This is a genomic window from Coleofasciculus sp. G2-EDA-02 (assembly GCF_040226375.1).
In the GTDB taxonomy this organism is placed as follows: Bacteria; Cyanobacteriota; Cyanobacteriia; order Cyanobacteriales; family Coleofasciculaceae; genus Coleofasciculus.
Genome location: NZ_JAVKEW010000023.1, coordinates 25,561 through 52,476, shown reverse-complemented (window position 1 = coordinate 52,476; position 26,916 = coordinate 25,561). Strand labels below are relative to the sequence as shown.

General features: G+C 45.8%; 26 protein-coding genes. 16 read left to right on the top strand and 10 right to left on the bottom strand.

Annotated elements, in window-relative coordinates; genetic code table 11:
* Positions 1-71 precede the first annotated feature (71 nt).
* The 9 genes from RLO19_RS02170 (at position 72) to RLO19_RS02130 (ending at position 9,285) form a co-directional block, all read left to right on the top strand.
* Entirely contained in the window at positions 72-386 is a 315-nt protein-coding gene (locus RLO19_RS02170) for a hypothetical protein (protein ID WP_446353431.1), read from the top strand.
* The gene (locus RLO19_RS02165) at positions 386-1,765 is read left to right on the top strand and encodes a hypothetical protein (RefSeq protein ID WP_446353430.1); all 1,380 of its coding nucleotides are present in this window, start codon (positions 386-388) and stop codon (positions 1,763-1,765) included. Before RLO19_RS02170 ends, RLO19_RS02165 begins: the two co-directional genes overlap by 1 nt.
* Positions 1,766-1,822: 57 nt before the next feature.
* Positions 1,823-2,716: a class I SAM-dependent methyltransferase gene (locus tag RLO19_RS02160; RefSeq protein ID WP_446353428.1), complete on the top strand. Its 894-nt coding sequence runs from the start codon at positions 1,823-1,825 to the stop codon at positions 2,714-2,716.
* Complete coding sequence (locus RLO19_RS02155) at positions 2,713-4,140, top strand: protoporphyrinogen/coproporphyrinogen oxidase (protein ID WP_446353427.1); 1,428 nt, start codon at positions 2,713-2,715, stop codon at positions 4,138-4,140. Before RLO19_RS02160 ends, RLO19_RS02155 begins: the two co-directional genes overlap by 4 nt.
* A 1-nt stretch (position 4,141) precedes the next feature.
* Positions 4,142-5,656, top strand: coding sequence for a B12-binding domain-containing radical SAM protein (locus RLO19_RS02150; RefSeq protein ID WP_446353425.1), 1,515 nt, complete (start codon positions 4,142-4,144; stop codon positions 5,654-5,656).
* A gap of 88 nt (positions 5,657-5,744) precedes the next feature.
* Complete coding sequence (locus RLO19_RS02145) at positions 5,745-6,446, top strand: glycosyltransferase family 2 protein (RefSeq protein ID WP_446353423.1); 702 nt, start codon at positions 5,745-5,747, stop codon at positions 6,444-6,446.
* A 59-nt stretch (positions 6,447-6,505) separates the two neighbouring features.
* The gene (locus RLO19_RS02140; RefSeq protein ID WP_446353422.1) at positions 6,506-6,889 is read left to right on the top strand and encodes a DUF2304 domain-containing protein; all 384 of its coding nucleotides are present in this window, start codon (positions 6,506-6,508) and stop codon (positions 6,887-6,889) included.
* A gap of 63 nt (positions 6,890-6,952) precedes the next feature.
* On the top strand, positions 6,953-8,104 hold the full coding sequence (locus RLO19_RS02135; protein WP_446353420.1) for a glycosyltransferase family 4 protein: 1,152 nt from the start codon (positions 6,953-6,955) through the stop codon (positions 8,102-8,104).
* Positions 8,101-9,285, top strand: coding sequence for a glycosyltransferase family 4 protein (locus tag RLO19_RS02130; RefSeq protein WP_446353418.1), 1,185 nt, complete (start codon positions 8,101-8,103; stop codon positions 9,283-9,285). The genes RLO19_RS02135 and RLO19_RS02130 overlap by 4 nt, the downstream gene beginning before the upstream one ends.
* 115 nt (positions 9,286-9,400) lie before the next feature.
* On the opposite strand, the gene RLO19_RS02125 is transcribed toward RLO19_RS02130, so the two are convergent.
* The 5 genes from RLO19_RS02125 to RLO19_RS02105 all read right to left on the bottom strand — a co-directional run bounded on the left by RLO19_RS02125 (position 9,401) and on the right by RLO19_RS02105 (position 14,196).
* Entirely contained in the window at positions 9,401-10,378 is a 978-nt protein-coding gene (locus RLO19_RS02125; RefSeq protein WP_446339827.1) for a 30S ribosomal protein S1, read from the bottom strand.
* Between the two features lie 263 nt (positions 10,379-10,641).
* Positions 10,642-11,214 carry a transcriptional regulator NrdR gene (nrdR, locus tag RLO19_RS02120; protein WP_446339776.1) on the bottom strand — a complete coding sequence of 191 codons (573 nt, stop codon included), beginning with the start codon at positions 11,212-11,214 and terminating at the stop codon, positions 10,642-10,644.
* Between the two features lie 564 nt (positions 11,215-11,778).
* On the bottom strand, positions 11,779-11,874 hold the full coding sequence (locus tag RLO19_RS02115) for a photosystem II reaction center protein T (protein ID WP_446339777.1): 96 nt from the start codon (positions 11,872-11,874) through the stop codon (positions 11,779-11,781).
* A gap of 170 nt (positions 11,875-12,044) precedes the next feature.
* Positions 12,045-13,574: a photosystem II chlorophyll-binding protein CP47 gene (psbB, locus tag RLO19_RS02110; RefSeq protein ID WP_446353416.1), complete on the bottom strand. Its 1,530-nt coding sequence runs from the start codon at positions 13,572-13,574 to the stop codon at positions 12,045-12,047.
* 286 nt (positions 13,575-13,860) lie between these two features.
* A complete protein-coding gene (locus RLO19_RS02105) occupies positions 13,861-14,196 on the bottom strand; it encodes a hypothetical protein (RefSeq protein WP_446339779.1) in 336 nt (111 codons plus the stop codon).
* Positions 14,197-14,364: 168 nt separating this feature from the next.
* On the opposite strand from RLO19_RS02105, the gene RLO19_RS02100 reads away from it, so the two are divergent.
* A complete protein-coding gene (locus tag RLO19_RS02100) occupies positions 14,365-15,654 on the top strand; it encodes an AI-2E family transporter (protein WP_446353414.1) in 1,290 nt (429 codons plus the stop codon).
* Positions 15,655-15,861: 207 nt separating this feature from the next.
* Positions 15,862-17,061, top strand: a complete 1,200-nt coding sequence (locus tag RLO19_RS02095) for a homocysteine biosynthesis protein (protein WP_446353411.1) — start codon at positions 15,862-15,864, stop codon at positions 17,059-17,061.
* A gap of 181 nt (positions 17,062-17,242) precedes the next feature.
* Here RLO19_RS02095 and RLO19_RS02090 read toward each other — a convergent pair whose 3' ends face one another.
* A complete protein-coding gene (locus RLO19_RS02090; RefSeq protein ID WP_446353409.1) occupies positions 17,243-18,298 on the bottom strand; it encodes a hypothetical protein in 1,056 nt (351 codons plus the stop codon).
* A 245-nt stretch (positions 18,299-18,543) separates the two neighbouring features.
* Between RLO19_RS02090 and RLO19_RS02085 the strand changes: the two genes are divergently transcribed.
* The 5 genes from RLO19_RS02085 (at position 18,544) to sigC (ending at position 24,734) form a co-directional block, all read left to right on the top strand.
* On the top strand, positions 18,544-19,014 hold the full coding sequence (locus tag RLO19_RS02085) for a tetratricopeptide repeat protein (protein ID WP_446353407.1): 471 nt from the start codon (positions 18,544-18,546) through the stop codon (positions 19,012-19,014).
* Positions 19,015-19,078: 64 nt separating this feature from the next.
* A complete protein-coding gene (locus RLO19_RS02080; RefSeq protein ID WP_446353405.1) occupies positions 19,079-20,116 on the top strand; it encodes a S66 peptidase family protein in 1,038 nt (345 codons plus the stop codon).
* 74 nt (positions 20,117-20,190) lie between these two features.
* Positions 20,191-21,252: a uroporphyrinogen decarboxylase gene (gene hemE / locus RLO19_RS02075; RefSeq protein ID WP_446353647.1), complete on the top strand. Its 1,062-nt coding sequence runs from the start codon at positions 20,191-20,193 to the stop codon at positions 21,250-21,252.
* Between the two features lie 419 nt (positions 21,253-21,671).
* Positions 21,672-22,649: an NAD-dependent epimerase/dehydratase family protein gene (locus RLO19_RS02070; protein ID WP_446353403.1), complete on the top strand. Its 978-nt coding sequence runs from the start codon at positions 21,672-21,674 to the stop codon at positions 22,647-22,649.
* 834 nt (positions 22,650-23,483) lie between these two features.
* The gene (sigC, locus tag RLO19_RS02065) at positions 23,484-24,734 is read left to right on the top strand and encodes an RNA polymerase sigma factor SigC (protein ID WP_446353401.1); all 1,251 of its coding nucleotides are present in this window, start codon (positions 23,484-23,486) and stop codon (positions 24,732-24,734) included.
* 54 nt (positions 24,735-24,788) lie between these two features.
* On the opposite strand, the gene vapC is transcribed toward sigC, so the two are convergent.
* Genes vapC through RLO19_RS02045 form a run of 4 tightly spaced genes read right to left on the bottom strand, consistent with a single transcriptional unit; the run spans position 24,789 to position 26,871 of the window.
* Positions 24,789-25,196 (bottom strand): type II toxin-antitoxin system tRNA(fMet)-specific endonuclease VapC, encoded by a 408-nt coding sequence (gene vapC, locus RLO19_RS02060; protein ID WP_446353399.1) that lies wholly within the window; start codon positions 25,194-25,196, stop codon positions 24,789-24,791.
* On the bottom strand, positions 25,193-25,468 hold the full coding sequence (locus tag RLO19_RS02055; protein ID WP_446353397.1) for a ribbon-helix-helix domain-containing protein: 276 nt from the start codon (positions 25,466-25,468) through the stop codon (positions 25,193-25,195). The genes vapC and RLO19_RS02055 overlap by 4 nt, the downstream gene beginning before the upstream one ends.
* A 30-nt stretch (positions 25,469-25,498) precedes the next feature.
* On the bottom strand, positions 25,499-25,648 hold the full coding sequence (locus RLO19_RS02050) for a hypothetical protein (RefSeq protein ID WP_446353395.1): 150 nt from the start codon (positions 25,646-25,648) through the stop codon (positions 25,499-25,501).
* A complete protein-coding gene (locus tag RLO19_RS02045; RefSeq protein WP_446353393.1) occupies positions 25,648-26,871 on the bottom strand; it encodes a glycosyltransferase family 2 protein in 1,224 nt (407 codons plus the stop codon). Before RLO19_RS02045 ends, RLO19_RS02050 begins: the two co-directional genes overlap by 1 nt.
* Between the last annotated feature and the right edge of the window lie 45 nt (positions 26,872-26,916).

Below are 26,916 nucleotides of genomic sequence, written 5' to 3'. Positions count from 1 at the left end.
TTCGGACAATCCCTATAATTTGCAGATTGTAGTCAAATATCTGTAAAATTCGATAAAATCGGGTTAAAGCAATGAAAATCAATACTACATTAGTTTTTGCCGTATTACTTTTGCTAATTGTCCTAATCCTACCTGATTCTGGTCAAGGAGAGATTGTGCAACTGAGTTGGTGGGATCAAAGTGTTTTTTTAAAGGCACTTCAAGACGTTTTGGCAGGAAAAGCGTCGGGTTCAATAGAAAATGGTCTTGTGGGATCTGGCTATATAACTTTAGGCGTTCTTGTAACGAAGCTTTTTTCGACAGATCCAAAAAATTCTCTAGTCTTACTTAATCGCTTCTCATTTATCTTAACGACTTTAGTCTTTTTTTTTCAGCTAATTTTTTAATGTATTATGCCTTAAATCAAGCAAAAGAAACCTATGGAACTTTATCTATAAATTCAAAAATTAAAACGGCAAACTTAATTGCTTTTATTTACACTCTAACTGTAATATTTTCAAGTAACTTTGTATCGTTTTCAGATATTCCTTGGTCTCATTTCCCAGCTACGCTGATGGGCATGTCTTGTATGCTATTAATTTTTTATATTGAAGACAGCTATAAAAAACGACATTATAGAAAACTATTATTTGGGTTTAGTCTTTTGGGTTTTTCCCTAGGACTCCTAGTGCAAATTCGTTCATTTGAAGGAATTGCTTTACTATTAGGTATAGGAACTTGGTTATTATTGTTAGCGCTGATGTCTCCTATAGCAACACTACAAAAAATAAAGTCTAGGGTTAATTATTTGCAGCTAATCAAATATAGTATTGTTTTAGGTTTATCCTCCTTAGTAACTTTTTTAACCAGCCAAATTATTACTCATCAAAAAGCGATAACCCTACTCTATTTTGGATTGAGAGATAATCATCCTGTTTTAAAAGAAATGTATAAAACTTACCCGGATGTTTTCCCCGTTAAATTTGTTCAAGTCTTTATCGATCCAAACTTTTTTAGTTTTAATCAAAACTACGAAATAAACCCATTGATTTTTGGGTTTAAATTTGATGTTTTTAAAATGCCTTTTTTATTACAAGTACCATTTTTAATCTATGCCATACCAACCATTTTTACTCTATTAATCTTTTCTGGATATAAAAAAAATATTAAAACTCTACTAAAAAAAGGAAGTTTTGTAATTCCTTTAATTACTGGATTAATCTTAACAGTTGCCTATCTGGGAAGTCCGCTGTTTGGCAGTCCGCATTTAAAATATGGGGTGGTTCGCAACATGATGTTAGTAACCTGGTGTCTGGCATTAGTAGCAGGACCATGGCACTTTTACCCAACTCTTTTACCTTCAAGTCGTCGCTTTTTTCCTCAACGTTTAGTCTATGTGTGTATTCTACCTATATTAATATCTGTAGTCTATGGACAAATAATCGTTCACTATACAGGGTTTTGGAACTTTGAAAAAATGCACATAAAAAAGATAGAGTTAGAGGAGAATTGCCAGAGTCTTATCTGTTCCTTAAAGGTTAACAGCTATAACCATCAAAAACAAGTCATAAAAATCCATAACCAACGTTATATAGTTGCCGCAAGTTGTCCCTCAACGGGAAAAAGAATGGCAACAACTGTTAGTCCAGATCAGTCATTCACGCTGCTTCCTTGCTCAGAACGTTATCAGGTCGATGTTTATCCGATTAATATGGGATTTGCGGGAACCCCAGACCCAGAAATGCCTATTTCGTGGCAATTTACCCCGCCACCTTCTCAGAAATAGAGATGTTATCGCCAAAGACGTTAGCCAAGTTGACTGAACCAGAACAAATCATAAGGTATGAAAATTGAAGTTCTCTGTCCGGTTTGTGACTCCAATCAAAACAAGGTTAAGTATGAACCCTGGATAGATATTCAAGATCCCCAGAAACTTTACGGCGCCGCCTCAGGTGTTCCGGGGACTCAACGGCTGGTTGAATGTGAAAACTGTGGCATGATTTATGAAACTCCCCGTTTTCCTGATCCGGTTATTTTACAAGGGTATTTGCTATCTGAAGAATCGGGACATGATAGTCAGTATCCGATGCGCGTCGAAAGCTTTTATCGAACCTTATTATCCCTGGGTTCTCGGATTCCGGCAAAAGGCGCAACGGTTCTGGATATTGGTACGGCTGGGGGAGCGTTCTTGGAAGCCGCTCAACGGTTTGGTTACAATGCTGTGGGATTAGAACCCTCACAGTTTTTAGTCGAACAAGGGAGAAAACGCGGACTGAAGATAGAACAGGGAACTCTGGACAATCATCCCTTTGAATCGGCATCATTTGACCTAGTATGCCTTTGGGATGTGATCGAACATCTGACCCATCCAAAAGCTGCACTTGAGCAAATTCAAACATTACTCAAACTAGGAGGAATTCTGCTGATTAATTATCCCGATATTGGCACTTGGCAGGCAAAATTAGCAGGTCGTCGATTTTGGTGGATTATTTCCGTCCATCTGCATCACTTTACCCGCCAAACTCTCAATACGATTTGCCAACGCACGGGTTTTCAGGTGTTCCATTTTCAACCCTATTGGCAAACGTTACAATTTGGCTATTTGGAAGATATGGCAATCCTATATAAAATTCCCTTGAGCCAGATGTTGAAACAACTCACCCCCCGGTTTATTCAACAGATTCCGCTCCCTTATTATGCCAGTCAAACCACGGCTCTGGCGCGAGTTAAACCATGACAGTTTATATCCTCGGCGGTGGACCTGCTGGGCTAGCCCTAGCTCACGGTTTAACCCAAGATAGCAACGCCTCTTTTGTTCTGCTTGAACGGGGGTCGAGTTTGGGAGGACTCGCCCAAACCATTCATTGGTCAGGAAACGGCTTTCATGACTTAGGTCCCCATAAAATTTTTACGCTTAATCAAGACTTGATGAAGCGAGTCGAACGCCTTTTGTCTCCTGAAGATTGGTTGACTCGCCCCAAGAAAAGTAGTATTTTTATGGGCGGTTACTTTCTACCTTATCCCCCCTCACCGTTTTCACTAATTCAGGTGTATGGGTTAGCCTCATTTTCGGCAATGGTTTGGGACTATGGATTGGCTCAGATTGGTTCTGTGGTTAACAAGAAGCGTCCCCTAACCTTTGAAGCTGATTTGCAGGGGCGGGTAGGGACAAAACTCTATGACGCCTTGTTCAAACCGATTGCGCTAAAACTATGGGATGATCCAGCCCAATTAGATGTCAAACTGTCTCAGGGACGAGTGCAAACCCCATCCCTAACGGAATTGGTTAAGCGATCGCTAAAAATTAGCCAATCGAGTAATTTTGAAGCCTTAGAATTTCGCTATCCTAAAGGCGGACTGCAAAAACTGTGGCAAGCGATCGCGACTCAAACCAGCCACCAAGGTGAGTATCGGCTGAATCAGGAAGTGTGTCACCTTACTGTGGAAAATAATACCATCCGAAGGATTCGTTATCGCGATCGCGTCACCGGATCGGTTCAACAGTTTCCGGTGAACCCAGATGACTGGGTGGTGTCTACACTCCCCCTCCTCAAACTCACCGAACTCATGGGTGATGCGCTTGAGCCAACGACAACGGCTCGGATGCAGGAGATTATTCAGCTCAACGACCTGATCCTGGTATTTTTAAAGATAGACCAACCGAGCTTGTTAGACGAGTCTTGGGTGTTTGTTCCCGATCCAAACATCGTGTTTCATCGACTCAGCGAACAGGAATCCTTTGATCCACAGATGACTCCAGGGGGTAGTATTATTTGTTGTGAGGTGATGGGTTCAAAAAGTAGAGCCATGAGTCAACGTTGTGACAGTGACTTAATTGCCCTAGTTAAGCAGGGGTTAAAAGATATGGGTTATACGGGATTTTCCATACTCGATCAACGGGTCATCCGCCTCCCTTCGTCCTATCCTGTCTATAAGTCAGGGTTTGAGCCTGTCTTAGACGAGATTCTTAATCAACTGGATCACTTCTCTAATTTTCGTACCATCGGTCGTCAAGGTTCCTTTAACTATATTGGCACGTTAGATGCGATGGATATTGGCTACGGTGCGGCTCAATGGCTGATTCAGCAAATAACCGGACAGCAAGAGTATAGCTGGAAACAGGAACGGGAAAGAACCAGTCATTATCCAGTCCTTGATTAATATGAAAATCACGTTAATTTCTCCACGACTGGCGGTACAAAAAGGGGATTTCTTGGGTTCTGGAGTCCCCTATATGCCCCTAGAATTGGCAGTTGTGGCAGCATTTTTGAGGGAACAAGGACATCATATCTGTGTCATTGACTTGTTTGGGAGTTCGCCTACTACCCTAGAATCCCGGCGCGATCATTACCTGCAAGGTGAGCCTTTCACGAAGTTTCTTGATACTCCTGAGATTGAGCCAGCCGATCTAGTAATAATTTACGCGATTTCAGTCATGTCTCATCAGGAAATTCTGGCGATTATTCGGGACTTGCGCCAATCTCACCCTCAAAGTGCGATCGCGGTATTGGAAAATTCCCAAGCCGTTACCGCTTATGCAGTTTCTCAATTGGCTGAGGACTTCTTTAATGCGGGTGTGGATGCACTTGTGTGTGGTGAAATCTACTGGAATTGGCATGAAATTAGCGCCTACTTACAGGATCGCCAAACGGTTCCGGTTCCAGAAAACGTGCTGGTGTCAAATCCACCCCCTAGTCATACCTTGCGGCGAAACGTGGAAAAGCATCCCACCTATCCGATTCCCGCCTGGGATTTATTCCATTTAAATAATTATTGGTCGATTCCCTATTCCCATGGACCGAAAACCAGACGCTTCCTCCCGATACTCACATCACGGGGTTGTCCCTATCCGTGTGACTTCTGCGTGGTTCCCGAAACCAATAACCAGCAATGGCGCGATCGCACGGCTGAGGAAGTAGTGACAGAAATGATCGTGCTGCGCGATCGATTTAATGTCCGCCATTTCCAAGTTGAGGATCTCAACCCAACCGTCAAACCTGCGCGATGGAATCAAATATGTCAACTCCTGATTGAACGCCAAGCCGGGATATTTTTCCATTTTGTCAGTGGAACCAAAGCGGAAACCGTAAAATTAGAGCAAATTCCCCTTTATGCTCAAGCTGGATGTCGTTACATTTCCATTAGCCCTGAATCCGGTAGTCCGGCTGTCCTCAAAGCAATTGGTAAACCCTTTAACCATGCTCATGGTTTAGCTTTAATTGAAGCCTGCCATCGTCATGGAATTTATACTCAAGCCTGTCTTTTAGTGGGTCATCCCGCCGAGACGGTAGCTGATTATGAATTATCTTGTAATTATTTACGGGCAATGGTTCAGGCTGGACTCGACGAGGTAGCTATCTTTATTGTCGCCCCTTTAGCCGGGAGTCAATTACATCGTCAAAATAAAATTGAACTGGATGATTCAGAAACCTTAACCAGCTTTAGTCCCCAGGGAAGACGAGGATGGGAGGAGTTAAAACACCGTCGCCGCAAGCTGATTCAACTCTTTTTTTTACAGAAGCTAAAAATGGGATCTGGACTCTGGTTACAAGGGATTCGAGCGGTGTTAGGAACACCCCGCACCAAGATGGAGAACTTACCCCGCAGAGTTTTGTTTATCTATTGGCTTTTGCTCAAGAATTATTGGCATCAGTTGTTGTCCTCTAGTTCATTCTAGAGCGTCGATTGGTGTAACTACCGTTAGCGGTGAAAATCAATGTAGAGATGTGCCACGGCACCTCTGTACAATAATTATAAGTGTAACCATGACCCATCCGAGTACGATCTTAATTATTCCCTGTTACAACGAAGGAAATAATGTAGGTAAGCTCCTCCGTGAAATCCAAAAATTAAATCTTGGCTACGATACCCTGGTTATTGATGATGGTTCTCAAGATAATACTTATGCGGTAGCGAGTCAGTTGTCTCCCTGTGTGAAGCTATTAACTAACTTAGGAATTGGTGGTGCTGTACAAACAGGGATAAAATATGCTCTACAACACAATTATGAACTTTGTGTTCAGGTTGATGGCGACGGTCAACATCCTCCTAGCCAAGTTTACTGTTTAATAGAAAGCTACCTGAATTCACCCGCTAACTTAATTATTGGTTCTCGCTTTTTAAGGAAAAAAGAATTTAAATCAACCTGGAAACGCCGAATAGGAATTAGAATTATTAGCGGAGTAATTCAATGGCTTTTTCAGTATAAAATCACAGATCCCACCAGTGGATTAAGGATGATGGATAGAAAAGTAATTCAATTATTCAGCACTGAATACCCCCATGATTTTCCCGAACCGATTTCATTGGCTGTAGCCCTTGAACGGGGTCTTAGTGTACGGGAAGTTGCTGTAAATATGCGTTCAAGAGAGCAAGGCTTTAGTTCTATTACTGGGATAAAATCCTTTTTTTATATGATCAGAGTGATTGGATACTTGATTTTAGTGAGAATGGGACGACATATATAAATATTTTATCCCATATTCCTAGCAATTCTTGATGAAGAAAACGATTTTTAAACAAACCTATGACTTATAGTCCCACACCTCAGACGGTTGTATTTGTACTAATCTTTATGATACTCTATCTGTTTTTATTGCTTAAAAAAACCATTAAAAATACGATAGATTTATACGATTTGTTGCTGCTTTCTTCCTTAGCTATATTTCCGGGGACATTTGTTTTTGCTCCTAAACTTGTAGTATATTTAGCTCATATAGTCGGGGTTGAGTTTCCATTTATTATACTATTTGGAGGTTTATTTGTGTGTGTTTTTATATATCTTTATCGTTTAATAATCAAAGTCAATAAACAAGAAAAATTAAATTTACTTCTTATTCAAGAAATAAGTTTACTCAAACAACAGATTGAATTAAGGCAGGCTATTTCAAACAAGAAATCAGAAGAATAAGCTTGATTGTGTACTAGGTATTTGACCTGAAAATAATTAAATAAAGTAAGTTGATTATCATTTATGTATCGCATTGGAATTGATGTTACTCCTTTTTCCATTAAGCCCAGTGGTATCAGTTTTTACGTAGCCAATCTAATTCATTATCTTTATCCTCTCCAATACCAAGAAAACTTTCAACTTGCATTAATATACCAACCTGGACTCAGAAACTGGCTACGCCTCCGCCGAGACTTTCCCAACTCGCTTTCTCGCTATTCAAACCGCTATTTCCTACCTTTACCCGTTAAATTTACTAACGTTATTCTCGATTACTTTCCTAGACTTTTTTCAAGCCATCTAGAACATCACCTTGACTCACCCACGATTATACATGGGACTAACTATACCGTTTTTCCTTATCCGAATAGTCTAAAAGTACTGACAATTTATGACCTGACTTTTCTTAAATATCCTGATTATATTGATTCCGTAGTTAAGACCTACTCAAAGCGCGTAAAAAAATGTCTAACTTGGACAGATTTAGTGATCACAATCTCCGAAAGTTCCAAAAATGATATTATTGAATATCTCAACGTAAATCCCGACCGCATCCACGTCACGCCCCTAGCCAGCCGCTACGCTTCTGATGTATTTGTTCCCTCTAACCCATCTGTTAACTACGACTTCTCCTACCCCTATATCCTCTTTGTCAGCACCATAGAACCGAGAAAAAATATTACTACTCTAATTGCTGCTTTTAACTACCTCAAACAAAAACATAAAATCGAGCATCATCTAATCCTCATCGGTCAAAAAGGCTGGCATCATAAACCCATATTTGCTGCCATGGAGAACTCTCCCTGGAATCACCATATCCATCATCTTGACTACCTCTCAGACGAACGTGTTGCCCTTTTCTACTCTAAAGCTGATGTCTTTGTCTATCCCTCCCACTACGAAGGCTTTGGTCTTCCGGTTCTCGAAGCCATGAGCCTAGGAGCACCCGTCGTTACTTCCAATACCTCATCTCTCCCCGAAGTCGCTGGAGATGCTGCCCTTCTCATTGATCCCAACGACCCCATACAGTTAGCCGACGCTATCTTAAAAATCATCAGTGACACCCAATTATGCCAGAAATTAATTCAAAAGGGCAAAGAAAGAGCTAAATTATTCTCTTGGGAAAGAACGGCACAGGAAACCCTAAACGCCTATAAATCTCTACTCAGTTCATGAATTCCTCAATCGCTTATTCAACCTTGTCTTCCCCCCTTTTAATCAACCTCTCCATTCTATTTTCCCAACCCACTGGCATCGCCACGTATGCGGCTAACCTATTCCCCTACTTAAAACCCCTGAATCCCACCCTCCTCATTTCACCCATCGCCTCAAAGCACTTCCCCCTCGCCTCTGACTTTATCCGCTACCCTGTTCCCGCCAATCTCAGCCCCGCCCAAGGAACAAAAGGACACTTCCGTCGCCTTTTATGGACTCAACTCCAACTTCCCCGCCTCTACCACAGCTTAAACTCCCCCCTCCTCTTTTCTCCCATCCCCGAAGCCCCCCTTAATACCAATTGTCGCTATGTCGTCATGGTTCATGACCTAATCCCACTACGCTTTCCCAAACCTAACTCCCCCCTCACCCCCTACTTCCGTTACTACATCCCCCAAATCCTCAACCAAGCCCAACACATTATTTGTAACTCCACAGCCACCGCCAGAGACATTACCGACTATTACCCCATCCCCGCCACCAAAATCACACCCATTCCCCTAGCTTACGACACCAACCACTTTCACCCCCTCTGCGTCCCTCTGCGCCAACCTCTGCGCCCCTCTGCGTTTCCCAAAAAGCCCCACGAAGCAACATCAGCCCACCCCAACCCCTACTTCCTCTACATCGGACGTCATGACCCCTATAAAAACCTACACCGACTAATCGACGCCTTTGCCACACTTCCCAACTGCGGCGACTATGAACTGTGGATTGCTGGGTCAAGTGATCAACGTTACACCCCTAAACTTCAATCCCAAGCCAACCACCTCGGCTTAAGCCATCAAATCAAATTTCTCAACTATGTTCCCTACAACCAACTACCCATACTTCTCAACAGCGCGATCGCACTTATCTTTCCCAGTCTCTGGGAAGGCTTTGGACTCCCGGTTCTAGAAGCCATGGCTTGTGGTACTCCGGTAATCACCTCTAACCTCTCCGCCCTCCCAGAAGTCGCAGGTGATGCGGCTATCCTAGTGAACCCTTACAACACCTCAGAACTCGCGGCGGCTATGGACTCTATCGCCACCGACACCCAACTGCGATCGCGCCTTAGCACCCTCGGACTCCAACGCGCCCGCCAATTTAGTTGGGCAAAAACCGGACAGAAAACCGTTGAAGTCCTGCAAAAGTACAGTTAAAAAAAAAGAGGTGGGGAAGTCCAGTGTATCCCAACGCCAAATTAAAAACTATGGCGTGGGTCTTATTGCTCCCCCTCTCCCCCCACAACTAGATAAATCTGTCCTTACGCCGAGATTACTCTTCCGTCGCTGATACAAACTCTTCTTCTTCAACTTCATACTCTGGCTCTGGAGATTCAGGATTAGTGCCTTGCTGTTGTGCCAGCATCTTCTCCCGATACTTCTGAGCCATTTCTTCTGCCTTCTCGTAGACTCGATCCCGATTATTGATCATATCTCCCGGTTCAGGTTCCAACTGCTTCGTGGACAGAGAAATCCGACCGCGTTCAGCATCCAAGTCAATGATCATCACTTTCAATTCATCATTGACATTAAAGACACTGTGAGGCGTGTCAATATGATCATGAGAAATTTCCGAAATGTGTAGCAATCCGCTCACACCACCAATATCAATGAATGCACCGTAAGGCTTAATACCCCGTACCGAACCCACGACGACTTCACCGACTTCTAAGCGGTTCATCTTGCGTTCAACCAAAGCGCGACGGTGAGAGAGAACCAGACGGTTTCGGTCTTCGTCTACCTCTAAGAATTTTAGCGGCAGTTCTTCGCCCACTAAATCTTCCTTCGGTTTGCGAGTACTAATATGGGAACCGGGAATAAAACCCCGTAGTCCTTCAATGCGAACCAGCGCCCCACCTCGGTTTGTGGCAAAAACCAAAGAACGAACTGTCGCATCTTCCGCTTGAAGCTGCCGTACCCGCTCCCAAGCCCGCATATACTCAATGCGCCGAATGGAAAGGGTGAGCTGTCCATCTTCATTCTCGTCAGTCAAAATGAAAAATTCTCGCGTTTCATTTGACTGCAATACTTCTTCCGGGGCGTCAACCCGATTAATTGACATCTCCTGTATGGGAATATAAGCGGCGGTTTTAGCACCAATGTCAATCAGAGCGCCTCTTGGCTCCAGACTGAATACTGTACCTGCGACAATATCACCAGGGCTAAAGTGATAATCGTACTTGTCGAGGAGGGCGGCAAAATCGTCGTGAGTGAAGCCAATATCTATTGTATTTGTTTTCTGACTGAGCATGTGCGTTGTGTTTCCTTGTTTAATCTCCGTAATGACTATGCCTCCTGTCGATGTACTCGCACGTCGGTATTGTGCCACCTACACCTACATTGCTTTGTCTCAACCTAACCTTATTTTAAAAGATTTAATAAAGTCCAGACAGGTAATTATAACTCAATCTGGAGCGCCCTGTTGAGATCTAGAAGTACACAAAACTTCATGAAATCGGATATACGGGTAGCCTAAAATGATAAAACCTCTATCTGATAAGGGTTTAGCGCCTCTCACCGTAAAACCTGTTGCTCCTCTGACGCGGGAGTAACCAGGGAGGCTGATGTCTCCGAATCATCAGAATCCTTCGGGATAGCTGGTGGTACAGGCGGCATCCCTGGGTTGTCTAGTTCAGCATCATTTCTGAGATGCTCTAGGGTTTCGATAAAATCCCGAATGCCCTGAAACTTTCGATAAACTGAGGCAAACCGGACATACGCCACTTCACTCTCGTGTCGCAGGTAGCGCAGGACTAACTCACCCACTTCATTACTGGTGACCTCCCGTCCATAGTGCTGCTGAACTTCAGCTTCAATCTCATCGACTATCGCTTCCAGACGTCGTTGGGAAATTCCTGTTTTTTCACAAGCCCGAACCATTCCCCGTAACAACTTAGAACGGTCAAAGGACTCCCGCTTGCCATCCCGCTTCAGGACAGTAATCGGTACAAATTCAATCCGCTCATAAGTCGTGAAGCGATGTTTACAAAGCAAACACTCCCGACGACGCCGAACACTTTGTCCTGCTTCTGTTGAACGAGACTCCAAAACGCGGCTGTCGGTGTGCTGACAATAGGGGCATCGCATAGTAGCAAGTCTTTAGAGACTGGGTGAACTACCTACATCAAATCGAAGATTATGATGCAGGCTTCGCGTCTCGTCCGCCGATGCCTCAATACCCGAAAGTATATCGGTCTTACTCAGCATCTCTGGTTAGTTATCTAACCTTTATCTCCCATTAGGAGAACCCGCGCAGCCGCCCTTCCAAGGCAGAATAATGTTTTTGTGCAGCTTGGTTTTCGCGGGCGGTTTTTTGGCTAGAGTTCTAGCCTATCTACTTTATTCTAACACATGCAAGTAATTGATGGTAATGCGTGAAAAGCATAAGTTTATAAAAATCAGTTTTTTCTCTCCCTTCGTTCATCCCGACGCTTACATAAAAGTACAGCGCGGGACTTCTCGCCGAATCCAGTTAAATACAGAAAGTTGAGCCGATACGGGTCTATCTAATTTCCTCCGACTCGAATCCCTATCGGCAAAAGTAATCAGATAGACCGTATTCGGCTCAGGGTATCCTATAGAACTGATAAAATTCGCTCATCATCAGGGAGACGAGAACGCTTGCTCAGAGGGAGAACAGCGCCGCCATCGCTACTTTTCAATCCGAGGCGGTTCCCGGAAGGCGATAGCAAAAAACAGAACGCCAAGAGCGCAAATCAAGAAAAATGTATAAATGAGGCTTTCCATGTCACAACTTACCCAATTATCTACTGTACTACCAGTTTAACTTGCTCATTGACACTCCCCTGTCTGAAGACGAGGGAATATTATTATATCGATCAACCACAATAGCGAAAGAGGCAAAAGAAAAAGTACTTTTTCTTTTGCCCTCTACCGATTAACGAAGTCTTGCTGTTTTACACGGCTTCTTTTTTCCGAGTGGTCTTATCACCCACTTTCTGGAACAGACCGAATTCGACTTGCTCGTCTAGGTCAGGATCAACCCCAGCAAATACATCTCGGAACAGAGTCCGGGAACCATGCCATATATGACCAAAGAAGAACAACAGAGCAAAAACCGCATGACCGAAGGTGAACCAACCCCGTGGACTAGTACGGAACACCCCGTCAGAGTTTAAGGTTTCGCGATCAAATTCAAACGGCTCACCCAGTTGAGCTTTCCGGGCATACTGCTTGACAACCGCTGGTTCTTCAATGGTTTGACCATCCAAAAGACCACCGTAGAATTTAGCCGTGACACCTGTTTGCTCAAAGCTATATTTCGACTCAGCCCGCCGGAATGGAATATCCGCACGAACAACGCCATTGGCGTCGGTCAAAACGACCGGGAAGGTTTCAAAGAAGTTAGGCATACGGCGCACCGTCAATTCCCGACCTTCGCCATCGGTGAATACCGGATGACCCAACCAAGCTTGGGCAATACCATCACCCTTGTCCATTGGACCGGTGCGGAACAAACCGCCCTTAGCTGGAGAGTTGCCGATATAGTTGTAGAACGCCAGCTTCTCCGGAATCTGATTCCACGCCTCTGAGCGGCTGGCTCCGTCTGCCATCGCCAGTTCCACACGGCGATCAATTTCTTCCTGGAAATAGCTTTGATCCCATTGGTAACGGGTTGGACCGAACAGTTCAATCGGTGTAGCCGCAGAACCGTACCACATCGTACCCGCCACGACGAACGCTGCAAAGAATACAGCGGCAATACTGCTAGAGAGTACTGTTTCGATATTCCCCATCCGCAGCGCTTTGAAAAGTCGCTCTGGGGGTCGAACTGTTAAGTGAAAAAGTCCAGCAATAATTCCGACAATACCTGCAGCGATATGGTGAGCCACGATACCGCCTGGGTTAAAGGGGTTAAATCCTTCAGGACCCCACGCTGGGGCTACAGGTTGAACGCTACCCGTTAGACCATAAGGATCAGATACCCACATTCCCGGACCAAAAAGCCCAGTCAGGTGAAATGCACCAAAGCCAAAGCAGAGAAGACCCGACAAGAACAGGTGAATGCCAAACATTTTCGGCAAATCCAACGCCGGTTCGCCGGTGCGGGGATCTCTAAACAGTTCTAAATCCCAGTAAACCCAATGCCAGCAGGCTGCTAAGAACAACAGACCTGCCAGAACAATATGAGCCGCCGCGACACCTTCAAAGGACCAATAGCCGACATCTGTCGCTGTTTCCCCAGTAATGCTCCAACCCCGCCAAGAGTCAGTGACCCCTAAACGCGCCATGAACGGCATCACGAACATTCCTTGACGCCACATGGGATTGAGGACTGGATCACTCGGATCAAATATTGCTAGTTCGTACAAAGCCATCGAACCAGCCCAGCCTGCCACAAGGGCAGTGTGCATCAGATGCACAGCAATCAGACGCCCTGGATCATTCAGGACGACTGTATGTACTCGATACCACGGTAGTCCCATCGACTACGCTCCTCCTAGAGATAGAGTTTCTACTTTGACGCTTCTTTTGAATCAAGATATTAGAAATTGATCTTACCCGCCTAGAGGAATGAACCGATTACTTTTTGAGGTTAACCTCTATGTTCCATAAGTGCTAGGCGAGTCAGTTGACTTTAAAGAAGTGTAACTTTTGTTAGAAACGATTGCAAGCCAAGGGGAAGTTTTGAGTTGTGACCCAACGCGCTTGCTCAACAGTGCCTGCCCCAACGTAGAGACGTAGCATGCTACGTCTCTATCCAATCGCTAATCAAGAATCGTCAGTTTCTGAGGAGAGATTCAAAACACTCGGCGCGGTGGTCAATCGCTCAATCACTTGTTCAGCACTCATCAAACGTTTGAGGACGACTTGACCAATGGTTTTTGCGGATTGGGGTGAGGCTTCCGGTGTCGGTTTAACTTCTACCATCAGTACCGCATCCTCAACCCGATATAGCCATAACTTTTCCCCCTGTTCCAGGATGCAAAGGTTTAGACGGATGATTTCGGGTTCCCGTCGCCAAGCATTAACATTCCAGAGTCCTCCAAACTCCCAAACTCGTCCCACAGTCCAGCCATCGGATAGAAAAAAGTACTTTACAGACATTTGTATTACATTTATGGAACTGGTGTTCTAGTGCAGCATGGCAAAAGTTGTTTTTTGTTTCAGTCTGTATTGATAATAAAGTAGATAGGGTAGATAGGGGAGATGGGGCAGATGAGGGAGTTGGGGAATTCCAGCATGATCAAACCAGAGTAACGTGGAGGTAGGGCAGTGAGTCTGGGTAAATGGATTGGTATACTTGCCTTTATTATTTCACTATTTATTTTGTGGCAAATTAGGCAGATTTTAATGCTTATATTTGCTGCAATTGTGATATCTAATGCCTTGAATATTTTGGTGGGAAGATTCCAACGCTCTGGAATGCAGCGTTTTTTCGCGGTTCTGCTATCGCTTTTTCTGTTACTGTGTGTTTTGGTCGTATTTTACTTCCTAATTGTACCTCCTTTTGCCGAGCAATTTCTACAACTGAGTGAGTTGGTTCCCCAGGGTATCGAACAATTAGGTGAGTGGATAGAAGCCATAGAAGCGGATATTTCATCGGGATTGCTCGATCAGTATATCCCAGATATTAACCAGTTGCTGCAACAGCTTCCTCCCTTAATTAATCGTGTATTAGGGGGTGGAGTCACATTTTTTAATAATGCTTTGGGTGTTCTGCTTAATAGTTTGCTTGTCCTGATTTTAACACTGATGCTCCTTGCCGATCCTAACCCTTATCGGAAAAGTTTTGTTCGCATTTTTCCATCATTTTATCGGCGTCGAGTAGATGAGATTTTGCAACGGTGTAATGAATCGTTACGAGGATGGCTAGCGGGTATTCTGTTTAATATGGCAGTTATTTCTTTGTTGAGTTTTTTCGGCTTACTGCTGTTAAGGGTTCCCCTGGCACTGGCACAAGCTACGTTAGCTGGAATTTTGACATTTATTCCCAATATTGGACCCGCGTTGAGTGTGATCCCACCGATAGCGATCGCGCTGCTGGATTCGCCCTGGAAAGCCTTGGCTGTATTGATTCTGTATATTGTGATTCAGCAGGTTGAAACTAATTTACTCACGCCCTTAGTTATGGCGCAGCAGGTATCCCTGCTACCCGCCATAACTTTGCTCGCCCAGTTATTTTTCGTGACCTTCTTTGGATTTTTAGGATTATTCTTAGCGCTTCCCCTAACGGTAGTGGCTCAGGTTTGGCTCAAGGAGGTTCTAGTCAAAGATATTCTTGACCAATGGCATCATCCGAGTCACAAGGATGCTCAACCTGTAGCAACAACCTTTGCTGTTTCTCCCACTGCTGATACCCTAAGGGATGGGGGAGCAGGGAAAGCAGGGGGAGCCGGGGGAGCCGGGGAAGCCGGGGGAGCCGGGGGAGCCGGGGAAGCCGGGGGAGTAGGGGGAGCCGGGGAAGCCGGGGGAGCAGGGGGAGCCGGGGGAGCCGGGGGAGCCGGGGGAGCAGGGGGAGCCGGGAGAGCCGGGGGAGCCGGGGAAGCAGAAGACGCAATGTAGAGACGTAGCTACGTCTCTACGCCCAATTCTCGACTTGTCAACCCATCAGGGCAGGTTGAGTAACATTAGAGCGGGAAAAAAACGATAATAGTGAAAAGAGCCCCTAAGTAGGTTGATGGAAATAAACCGAACTCTGTTAAATTTTGTAAATATTCCTCAAACCCTTACAAATGAAGAATGACCAATGACCAATGACAACTGTTGATTGTGCGAACCCTAGCTGACATCAATGACAAAATTCACCATCGTCGTGCAGTCGTCTGGACGGTCGAGGAATTAAAAGCGCGAGTCGCCGAGATAGGTGTTACTCAGGCGGCTAAGAACGTCGATGTGATTACCACAGGTACATTTGAGCCGATGGAGTCCTCTGGCGCGATTATTAATTTAGGTCACACAGACCCCCCGATTAAGATTCGTAAATGTTGGTTAGATGGTGTACCTGCTTATGCTGGCTTTGGTGCAGTGGATTTGTATTTGGGCGCGACTCAAGTCGTGGACTCTACCGATATGGGAGATCTGCCAGAGGTTGAGGAATCTAGGGAACGGGGTGGTTCCCATGTGATTGAAGACTTGATTGCTGGTAAATCGGTGCAGTTACGAGCGATTGGACAGGTAACAGACTGTTATCCTAGAGTCTCTTGTGATACGACGATTACTCGCGAAACGATTAACCAGTTCTATCTCTACAATCCGCGCAATCTGTATCAAAACTTTATCGTCGGCGTCAATGGGGGCGATCGCCTCTTGTACACTTATCTAGGTCCGCTCCAGCCCAGACTGAGTAATGCAGTCTATTCCAATCCTGGAGCTATTTCCCCACTCCTTAACGATCCTGAACTCAAATTGATTGGAATTGGCACGAAAATTTTCTTGGGTGGGGGTATTGGTTACATCGCTTGGGAAGGGACTCAACATTTTCCCCTGCAGAAACGCCTTCCCAATCACACGCCCATTGGTCCTGCCGCTACATTAGCATTAATTGGGGATGCCAAGCAGATGAATCCCAAGTGGGTACGGGGTTGCTACTTTAAAAATTATGGTCCGTCTCTGATGTTGGGCGTTGGTGTACCCTTACCTGTCTTGAGTGAAGAGGTTGTTCAGCATTGTGCCGTGTCGGATCAAGAGATTGTCGCCCCAGTGGTTGATTTCTCGATCCCCCGTCGCGTTCGTCCCACCTTTGGATTAGTCAGCTATGCTCAACTGAAGCAGGGGCGCATTACCATTGACGGCAAATCTGTGCGGACGGCGCCCTTGGCAAGTCTATTTCTCTCACGGCAAGTTGCTTTGGAATTAAAGCAATGGATTGAAAGGGGAGAATTTACTCTCACCGAACCCGTGGCATCCATTCCCATGGATCGTTCCTTTCTGCCTCAAGATCGCTGGGGCGCTCAAATAACTATAGATTAAGCCAATCCCACGACTGAAGGTCGTGGGATTGGCGTCATCTGTCATCTGTCATTTGTCCTTTGTTATATTAGCACTTTACAGGTTTAACGTCCTATAACCGCCGCTAACTACCACTTCACCAATGAGGTAGAAGCATAGAATAGGCGGCGGAATCCTGCTCAATGCCTATCAGGAATCGCTCTTAGGAATTACCTTTACCTGGCTTGTCCCTACGTTGAACCGGTTTGGATAAGGGTTCTGAACGCTTGAGTGAGGTTCCTGTTCCTGTTGTTTCGCCTGCACCACGACGGGGAGAACTCTTTTTAGGTCTTGACCCTTGGCGTGGGCGAAAATTCTTATTGGATCGCCTTTTGGGTGCATGAACCATACCAATATCATTGCCTTCCTCAATCATCAGGGTATTGGTATGCAGTTTGACGTGCAAATCCCAAAAGTGATTAATCACCTTTTCCCCAAGCAATCCCTTGAGCTGAAGCTTGAAAAATTTGGTTTTCTCTGACTCTTTACGGGGAGACTGTTTGATTTTGACAATAACGTCTTCATTCTCCCGCGACTGGTAAATGACTTGACCCCGAATTGAAAAATAACCTTCTGGTAATTGCTCTGTTGGTTCAGGTTGAGAATTATCTGGAGACGTTTGCGCCTCAGGGGTTGACTCTTCCGGTGGCGAGTCGGTTGATTCCGAAGCCGTTGTTTGATTTTGATTGAGTGTTTCAGGTTCCCAAACACCGACAATTTGGACGTGCAAATTTCCGTCTTGTTGTCTCGTGCGAGGATAAACTACCCAAAGATGGGATAGAGCTAAATCAAGATGATTTTTCACCAAACTCATGACCCGACCAAGTAAGACGGCATCAATTAAGGTACCGTCATCTGCGAGTAGAGTACCCCGTGTCAATTGCTCAGCAGAGGGCATATATTTTCCCCGAATCAGACCGATTGCTCGGTACTGCATGGGTTCACTGGGCGGAGGAATAGGTTGTTGTCGTTGGACATCTGATGGCATTGTCCCGGTTGAATCCGTTGTAGTAGATGAGTTAGTCACGTTTTGAGAATTGCCATTGGGCGGGGCTGGGTGTGGCGGTTGCACACTGGATGCTTCTGGCAGATTTTCACCAGAAGACTTGGGTGAGTCGGAAGACCGATTCACAGAAGGACTCATATAACCTCCTAGCGGCGGAGACACATTCCCTTGTGGGAGTTGGACTGACTGCTTGAATTCTAGTTTGTTCAACATCCTTGCTGGAGTGGAACAGCTAGAATGACTCTCCTAGCTATGTTTCCCGCAAAAAACCAGCACAGTAAGCGAACTTAGTATCAGTCTGCCCATTTTACAAAATGCAGTCATAAGACTGGTACATCCGTAAAGTTTATGGAATCTTTACTCGCAATAATCTGGACTCTATTCAAATTTTGGCGGGAAAATAAGGTAGTGGGTATCAATCTGAGTAATCCGTTACATACTAGATAAGAGGACAAGATATGAGTGAATCATCCATCAATTCCTTACTGGAGGACTTAAAAAACCCTGACGAAAATGTCCGCAAGCAGGCAACCGAAGCACTATGGCGTATCTGGTTCTATCAAAAGGGAATCTCCGGTATGGAACGGCTGGAACGAACACAGATTTTATTAGAACGTGGGGAAGCAGCCCAAGCTGAAGCGCTGCTGACCCAGATTATTAGAGAGCAACCTGATTTTGCCGAAGCGTGGAATCGACGAGCCGTTCTTTACTACGTACTTAAACAGTATCAAAACTCAAGAGACGATTGTCAGCAGGTTATCCAACTTAATCCTATTCATTTTGGGGCGCTGCATGGTTTGGGATTGTGCCATGCGGCGTTGGGAGACTATCAAGGGGCAATTACAGCCTTTCGTAGGGCGTTGGAAATTCAACCCTATTCTTTAGTTAACCAAAAGTTGATTCTTGAATGCACGGCGCGGTTGAGTTAGAGGGGGAGTAACGGTATTAGTAGATGGTGATGATGGCGATGATGGTGATGTGTAGAGACGTAGTATGCTACGTCTCTACCGTGAGGTAAATTTGGTGAATATAAATCAGCTCTATCCCTTACAATCGGGCGATTTGCTACGGGTGATTGCTCCGAGTGGTGCGTTAAGAGAGGTTGACGCATTCCATCAGGGAGTGGAAATTTGGCGTCGTCGAGGTTATCGAGTTGAATTACCAGCGAATTGGGATGCTAGGGATGGTTACCTGGCGGGTACAGATAACCAACGACGCCAGCAGTTAGCCGCCGCTTGGTATGACCCAGAATGTCAGGGGATTCTTTGTACCCGAGGTGGCTATGGTAGCGCTCGTCTTCTGGAAGACTGGACGTGGACTTCCCCGGTAATATCACCCCAGGTTGTAGGGGCGGGTTTGACCGATAACGCTACTCAAGAAACCGATAACTTGACTAAACCCGCCCTGCTTGGGGAACAGGGGAGTCTTGAGCCAAAATCTCCTATCCAAAAATGGCTGATTGGCTTTTCCGATATTACCTGTCTCTTGTGGAGTCTAGCTGGGGTGGGAATTGGCAGTGTTCATGGTCCAGTCTTAACCACATTAGCCAGTGAACCGGAATGGTCGCTAAATCGCTTATTTGACTGTGTAGAAGGACGCTCTGTGTCCCCCTTAACTGGGAAGGGTTGGGGCGGGGGTAAGGTGAGGGGGTGGCTTTTGCCAGGGAATCTGACTGTGGCAACCCATTTACTGAGTACGCCGATTCTACCACCGTTGGATGGGGCGATTCTGGCGTTAGAGGACGTGACTGAAGCGCCTTATCGAATTGACCGCCTGTTGACTCAATGGCGGATGAGTGGCATGTTTCAAAAGGTTAAGGGGATTGCCTTGGGACGGTTTAGCCGCTGCTATCCCCCCCAGAATGTGTCAAGTTGGACGGTTGAAAAGGTATTACGCGATCGCTTAAGTGATCTAGATATCCCCATTGTCTCCGATTTTCCCTTTGGTCACGATGGTGTCAACGCGGCTTTGCCTGTGGGACGCTGGGTTGAACTGGATGGGGATCAGGGAACATTATGTTGGAAAAATTAATAAATAATCGTCAGCCCGGAATGGTAAGCTAACAAATGCATCGAAAACGAGTTTCCTACATCGGAGGTATTTTGATGACTGGGTTAACCCAGGTTCCTTATTTATTACGAGCCGCTCGTGGTGAAGAATTAGAACGTCCGCCGGTGTGGATGATGCGACAGGCGGGTCGATATATGAAAGCCTATCGGGATTTACGCGATAAGTATCCCAGTTTCCGGGAACGCTCGGAAATTCCCGAAATTGCTATTGAAATTTCCCTCCAACCCTGGAAGGCGTTTCGTCCGGATGGGGTGATTCTATTTTCTGATATCCTCACTCCCCTACCCGGAATCGGTATTCCTTTTGATATTATCGAAAGCAAAGGACCAATTATTGATCCGCCGATTCGCTCCCAAGCACAAATTGACGGGCTTCATCCCTTAGAGTTAGAAAAATTAACATTTGTCGGGGAGATTTTACAAGCGCTGCGCCGGGAAGTCGGTAACGAAGCCGCTGTATTAGGCTTTGTCGGTGCGCCTTGGACGTTAGCCGCTTATGCGATTGAGGGGAAAAGTTCCAAAAATTACTCGATTATTAAAGGGATGGCATTTTCCCAACCTGCCATGCTGCATGAGTTTCTGGGTAAAATAGCCGACGCGATCGCAGTTTATGTACGTTATCAAATTGATAATGGCGCCCAAGTCGTGCAACTGTTCGATTCCTGGGCGGGTCAACTGAGTCCCCAAGACTACGATACCTTTGCCTTACCCTATCAGCAGCGAGTGGTTGAGCAGGTGAAAGCCACCCATCCAGATACGCCTCTGATTTTATATATCAGTGGGAGTGCAGGTATATTAGAGCGCATGGGTAAATCCGGTGTGGATATTATCAGCGTAGACTGGACGGTGGATATGGCAGAAGCGCGACAGCGGTTAGGCTATAAAATGAACGTTCAGGGTAACATGGACCCTGGCGTGTTATTTGGGTCACAGGATTTTATCCGCGATCGCATTTTGGATACGATTCGTAAAGCTGGAAACAGAGGTCATATCTTTAATTTGGGTCATGGTGTATTACCGGGAACCCCAGAAGATAACGTCAGGTTCTTCTTTGAAACAGCCAAACAAGTTGATCAATTGCTCACCGTTCGTGCGTAATGAGATTGGGGAACAGGGGATTGGGCGAAGCCTTCGTGCTGGTATGTTGACAGAAAACCGATAAATCTGGAAACGAATGCGAGAACCCCTACGTCTGTCGGACATTGCGCGTCTGTAGGGGCGGGTTTATGGGCTTTCGTGTCGCTATTGATGATAAAGTTTATTCAAAACCCGCCCTATCCAAATGTAGAGGTAGGATTTCACTATTGTCGTTTCGTCCATCACCCAGATGCGACTCAATCTGCCCCTGACACAAATTTAGGTGGATCATACAGCTAAAATCGTGGAATAGATTGTCAGTTGGGTTGACCCATGTTACCCAAAGGAATCTAGGGACCAATGCCCTTACGACAAGCCTAATATTTACATAATGTAATATCGGTTGAGCTAGGATTAGGATATTCAAGATCTAAAATCAAATGGCTCCCAAGCGAATCTTCATGACCGGTGCTAGTGGTTGTATCGGTCAGTATGTCGCCGAAACTTTAATTCAACAAACGGATCACGAGTTGTATTTATTGGTCAGAAATCCAGATAAATTAGGATTTGACTACCATGCTCGTCCGGGTATTACAATTTGTCAAGCTGATTTACGGCAGATTGATCAGTTTGGCGATTTGCTTAAAACTGTAGATGTAGCTATTTTGGCAGCAACCGCTTGGGGAGGAGTACAGGAAGTTTTTGATATTAATGTAGTCAAAACCCTGCGGTTGCTGGATTTGCTGAATACACAACGTTGTGAACAAGTCATTTATTTTTCCACTGCTAGCATTCTCAATCAGCAAAACCAGTTACTCAAACAAGCCGGTCAACTGGGAACCGACTATATCCGTTCCAAATATGACTGTTTACAGCAGCTCTCAAAATTAGCGATCGCGCCTAAAATTACTACAGTGTTTCCCACGTTGGTATTGGGGGGAGATGAGCGTAAACCTTACTCCCATATTTCATCAGGAATTAAGGATGTAGTCAAATGGATGGACTTAATTCGTTGGTTCAAAGCCGATGGGAGTTTCCACTTTATGCACGCCCAGGATATCGCTCAGGTAGTGTGCTATCTGGTTAATCATCCTCCGAGTCAGGAGTTGACAGCGAACACGGGTGACGTATTATCGACAAATCGTTTAGTCTTAGGAAATCCGCGCCTCACCGTGAATCAGGCGGTAGAAGAAGTCTGTACTTATTTGGGTAAAAAAATTTATCTTCGAGTCCCCTTATCGATTGGACTAGCGAATCTATTAATTATCTTATTCCGGATTCAGATGGCGGCGTGGGATCGATTTTGCCTCAACTATCGCCATTTCACCTATCAAAACCCAGTAAATCCCCAGACATTCGGTTTACCAACATACTGTCCTACCCTGAGTGACGTTTTGAAAATCAGCGGTATTCCGTAGGGGCGCACCGACGTGCGCCCTTTCCAGACGTGCGAACTCTAAGGGCTTTGGTTCCCCCTTCCGTCCCCCTTGATATCCCCCTCCCGTCCCCCTTGAGATCCCCCTTCCGTCCCCCTTTTCGATCCCCCTCCCGTCCCCCTTTTTAAGGGGGAAGCCATAGGATGCTTCGCTTTTTTGGCACGGGGGAGACCAGGGGATGCGGGAGCTTTTTTTGCACGGGGGAAGCCAGAGGATGCGGGAGCTTTTTTTGCACGGGGGTGGGAGAGGGGAGCAAGAGAGGTTCAATTGTTCCTTTCCCGACACCCCATAGCCGACACCGGACACCCAACAAACGGGTTCAAAATATAAATTGTTACCTACTTCCTATCGCCTGTTCTATACAATGGAATAGAAAGAGATGGAGTTAGCGGTATAACCCCATGCTATCCATCCAGTTTTCGCGGATGATACCCTGGTCAAAAAACGGTTTCCCAAACAAGTCTCAATAATCTTTCTGGAATCCGTCTGATGGGTGATGTAGATTAATACAGCCTTTGACTAAGGTCACTCATTCCCCAAAAGGGTATCGCGTATACTATCTGCTAGAGGAGAAGCCCAGTCATCTAACCTAAGACAGAGTTTAAGCCCAAAATGCTGAGAATTCTGTAAAAACGGAAACTGTGGCGATGCGTTAGCAGTAAATCTTAGTAAGGGTTTCCTGGCAAAACAGGTAACCCTTATCGCTGAGAAAAACGAAAAACGCTGTTATCCGGTCATCAAGGGTGGGAATTCTAGTAATAAGTGATGACACACTTCGATCAAGTGTCGTTATCGGTCGTAATCTAAGAGATCACTATGCCAGCCACTCCTTTTACCGACACCGAATTCGACCACGACCAACCTACCTACAGCCTGGATTTGCATGATACCCACGGCGATATAGAAAATCCTGTGGATGATTTCGTTGATCCAGATATTGAAGAGGACATCGACACGACTAGCTTTGCTAAAAGTGCCAACCGCCGTACCACAGATTTGGTGCGGCTATATCTTCAAGAAATCGGTCGGGTTCGTTTATTGAGACGAGATGAGGAAGTCTCAGAAGCTCAAAAAGTTCAGCGCTATATGCGACTACTGGACTTGCGCGTCAAGTTCGCCACACCAGAGGAGCCAGTTATTGAGCATTTCGTTCATTTAATCGAAACCCATGACCGTTTAGCCTCTCAGTTAGGACATCGTCCCTCCTTAGAACGCTGGGCGACAACTGCTGGGGTGGATGTGGCTACCCTGAAGCCAAGTCTGGTGGCGGGGAAACGGCGCTGGGCGGATTTAGCGGAACTGACGGTTAAGGAACTGGAACAGGTTCAAGCCCAAGGGTTGCAGGCGAAGGAACACATGATTAAAGCCAACCTGCGCCTGGTGGTGTCGGTGGCGAAGAAGTATCAAAATCGCGGTTTAGAACTGCTAGATTTGATTCAGGAAGGAACTTTAGGATTAGAACGGGCAGTTGAGAAGTTTGATCCGACTAAGGGGTATCGGTTTAGTACCTATGCCTATTGGTGGATTCGTCAGGGAATTACTCGTGCGATCGCGACTCAAAGTCGGACGATTCGCTTACCGGTTCATATTACCGAAAAGCTGAATAAGATTAAGAAAGCCCAGCGGAAGATTTCTCAGGAACGAGGACGTACAGCCACGATTGAGGATATCGCCAAAGAGTTGGAAATGGATGCGCCGCAGGTACGGGAAGTGCTGATGCGAGTTCCGCGATCGGTTTCCTTGGAGATTAAAGTCGGGAAGGAGAAGGATACAGAACTGGGTGATTTACTGGAAACCGAGGAAACCTCCCCAGAAGACGTATTGATGCGCGAGGCTTTACAGCGGGATTTACAGCAACTCCTAGCTGATTTGACCAGTCGCGAACGGGATGTGATTTGTATGCGGTTTGGTTTGGGCGATGGACATCCCTATTCCTTGGCTGAGATTGGGCGGGCGCTGGAACTGTCTCGCGAACGAGTGCGGCAAATTGAGGCGAAGGCGTTGCAGAAGTTGCGCCAACCCAAGCGGCGGAATCGGGTGCGGGATTATCTGGAAGCGTTGAGTTAGGGGTTTTCCCCACACATTGAAGAGACGCGCCATGGCGCGTCTCTTGGATTATTTTCACCCCACCCCTTCCCAATCCTCAATTCGTAGTCCATTCACCCGACTGAATTCGCCCGTATTGTGGGTTACCAAGATTAAATCATTCGCTAGTGCAATAGCTGCAATTTGTACATCATAGGGACCAATTGGTGTACCCAAAGCCGCTAATTGGGCGCGAATCTGTCCGGCAACTTGGGCAGATTTTTCATCTAAAGGTAAAATTGAAAATTGAATGAAAAATCGTTCTAGTGTCACTAAATTTCGTTCAGGATTACTGCTGCGATAGGCTCCATAAACTAGCTCAATCTGTACGACAGTACACAAATAAATGGTTTCGGGTTTTTCCGCTGCTAGGCGTGTCGTAACCGCTGGACTTGTATTATTTAACAAGCGAATACAAACATTCGTATCAAGCAGGTAGGTCAAAATAGCGTCTCCCTTGTCTCATACTCTCCCTGCGGTTCGCGGACTAGCGGTTCTCCTACCCAACCTCCAATCACTTCTTCAAAAAAACCAGGCATCCATTCCGTTTTGGGTTTTGTTGGTTGTAATACTTCAACGCTTCCTTGATCGAAACGTTCCATAATTGCTAATAACTGGATACCTCTAATAATTACTTCCTCTGGTGAATTGTATTTTCCTGTATCAATCTGACGTTGAATAAATTGTTCTAGTTCTGGAGTTAAAGACACATTCATTGATTTTTACCCTATACCTTCACTATATTATTATTTGCCAGGAGTGCTTGGCGAATGACGGACTAGGGAAACGCCATCCCTATCCTCATCAGTATGTAGAAGCGTTGAGTTAAGGGCATTCCCCACACATTGTAGAGACGCGCCATGGCGCGTCTCTACACAGGTAGATTGGGAAACCATCAAGATTCTGGAACATCCACTGCATCTCGTTCTGTTCTAATCCACTTATTCTCAGGTTTGACTAGAAACGCCAAATACAGGGGAATCTTCCACAAAATATAAAAGGGTACAGTTAAAAGCGTCTGTGCAGGTATATCCTCACGGCAAAACTTAGCCCATGCCCCAATAATTGATAGTAGAATTAATAGTCCTTCTAACCCCACAAAAATCGCTGGTATCCAAGATACTCCCACAATGGCTGCTAATAATGTTCCCCCCATCGCCGCTACCCAAATCATGACTAATAGGGAAAGGGGTGGTACAACTAAATCAAGAGCGATCGCGAACAAGTCAACCCGTCGCTGAAACACAGACTGGGCAAGGAGTCGCGGGACTTGGGTGAGTAAGGTTTGTAAGTGTCCATGTTCCCAACGGGTGCGTTGGGTTTTGGCGGCTTCCTGCTGCTGGGGGAGACACCCGGTTACTCTAGCGTCTAAACAAAATACTGGAGAATGTCCAGCTATGGCTAAATCGATGCCAAGCTGCATATCCTCGACTATATTATTACTCGCCAGGGGCGCTTGGTGAATGACTGACCAAGGGAACGCCATCCCCGTACCCATTAATAAGCAGGGGAATCCCAGTCGCGCTAATCCACGGGGACGAACTAAGTTTTTCACCCGAAACGATAGGGCGGAAATGGTATCCTTGGGTTTGGGGTTGGGGGGTTGTTCCAACAGGTAAATAGCTTGGGTGGGTCTTTTGGACGTATTAGCACGTTGAGCGAGTTTCGCGATCGCGCCTTCATGTACGATACAGTCAGCATCCACCAGTACCACGATATCGGGTGGGTCGGTGGCTAGGTACTTTATGCCATAGTCTAGGGCATATCCCTTGCCTTGGTGTTCCGTGTCTTGGCGTTCGATTACCGTTGCGTCTAATTGACGTGCGATCGCGGCGGTTTCATCGGTACAATTATCGGCAATAACCACCAGTTGGTCTTGGTCGGTTAGCTGGGGTGCTATTGTTTTTAGGGTTGTGCTAATTCCAGAAGCTTCGTTGTGGGCGGGAATTAGCACGGTTATGGGGGGAGGGGAGTCTGGGGGGGCTTCTGGGTGTTGACGCGGTGGGAAGAGGGCGGCGAAACACTCGATGAACAGCATCCCGATGGGGACAAGAAGGGAGAGTGCGATCGCCAATAGGATTATTTCCACGATAATCAGCCATGGTGGATTGGTGAACATGACCCGAAAACCTCGCTGTGTCTGGAACTCTGGGGAATAGGGATA

Excerpts from the sequence above, each read along its gene's own strand:
- RLO19_RS02170 (WP_446353431.1), top strand. The coding sequence starts at position 72 with ATGAAAATCAATACTACATTAGTTTTTGCCGTATTACTTTTGCTAATT.
- RLO19_RS02165 (WP_446353430.1), top strand. The coding sequence starts at position 386 with ATGTATTATGCCTTAAATCAAGCAAAAGAAACCTATGGAACTTTATCT.
- RLO19_RS02160 (WP_446353428.1), top strand. The coding sequence starts at position 1,823 with ATGAAAATTGAAGTTCTCTGTCCGGTTTGTGACTCCAATCAAAACAAG.
- RLO19_RS02155 (WP_446353427.1), top strand. The coding sequence starts at position 2,713 with ATGACAGTTTATATCCTCGGCGGTGGACCTGCTGGGCTAGCCCTAGCT.
- RLO19_RS02150 (WP_446353425.1), top strand. The coding sequence starts at position 4,142 with ATGAAAATCACGTTAATTTCTCCACGACTGGCGGTACAAAAAGGGGAT.
- RLO19_RS02145 (WP_446353423.1), top strand. The coding sequence starts at position 5,745 with ATGACCCATCCGAGTACGATCTTAATTATTCCCTGTTACAACGAAGGA.
- RLO19_RS02140 (WP_446353422.1), top strand. The coding sequence starts at position 6,506 with ATGACTTATAGTCCCACACCTCAGACGGTTGTATTTGTACTAATCTTT.
- RLO19_RS02135 (WP_446353420.1), top strand. The coding sequence starts at position 6,953 with ATGTATCGCATTGGAATTGATGTTACTCCTTTTTCCATTAAGCCCAGT.
- RLO19_RS02130 (WP_446353418.1), top strand. The coding sequence starts at position 8,101 with ATGAATTCCTCAATCGCTTATTCAACCTTGTCTTCCCCCCTTTTAATC.
- RLO19_RS02125 (WP_446339827.1), bottom strand. The coding sequence starts at position 10,378 with ATGCTCAGTCAGAAAACAAATACAATAGATATTGGCTTCACTCACGAC.
- nrdR (WP_446339776.1), bottom strand. The coding sequence starts at position 11,214 with ATGCGATGCCCCTATTGTCAGCACACCGACAGCCGCGTTTTGGAGTCT.
- RLO19_RS02115 (WP_446339777.1), bottom strand. The coding sequence starts at position 11,874 with ATGGAAAGCCTCATTTATACATTTTTCTTGATTTGCGCTCTTGGCGTT.
- psbB (WP_446353416.1), bottom strand. The coding sequence starts at position 13,574 with ATGGGACTACCGTGGTATCGAGTACATACAGTCGTCCTGAATGATCCA.
- RLO19_RS02105 (WP_446339779.1), bottom strand. The coding sequence starts at position 14,196 with ATGTCTGTAAAGTACTTTTTTCTATCCGATGGCTGGACTGTGGGACGA.
- RLO19_RS02090 (WP_446353409.1), bottom strand. The coding sequence starts at position 18,298 with ATGTTGAACAAACTAGAATTCAAGCAGTCAGTCCAACTCCCACAAGGG.
- RLO19_RS02085 (WP_446353407.1), top strand. The coding sequence starts at position 18,544 with ATGAGTGAATCATCCATCAATTCCTTACTGGAGGACTTAAAAAACCCT.
- RLO19_RS02080 (WP_446353405.1), top strand. The coding sequence starts at position 19,079 with ATGCTACGTCTCTACCGTGAGGTAAATTTGGTGAATATAAATCAGCTC.
- hemE (WP_446353647.1), top strand. The coding sequence starts at position 20,191 with ATGACTGGGTTAACCCAGGTTCCTTATTTATTACGAGCCGCTCGTGGT.
- RLO19_RS02070 (WP_446353403.1), top strand. The coding sequence starts at position 21,672 with ATGGCTCCCAAGCGAATCTTCATGACCGGTGCTAGTGGTTGTATCGGT.
- sigC (WP_446353401.1), top strand. The coding sequence starts at position 23,484 with ATGCCAGCCACTCCTTTTACCGACACCGAATTCGACCACGACCAACCT.
- RLO19_RS02055 (WP_446353397.1), bottom strand. The coding sequence starts at position 25,468 with ATGAATGTGTCTTTAACTCCAGAACTAGAACAATTTATTCAACGTCAG.
- RLO19_RS02050 (WP_446353395.1), bottom strand. The coding sequence starts at position 25,648 with ATGGTTTCCCAATCTACCTGTGTAGAGACGCGCCATGGCGCGTCTCTA.
- RLO19_RS02045 (WP_446353393.1), bottom strand. The coding sequence starts at position 26,871 with ATGTTCACCAATCCACCATGGCTGATTATCGTGGAAATAATCCTATTG.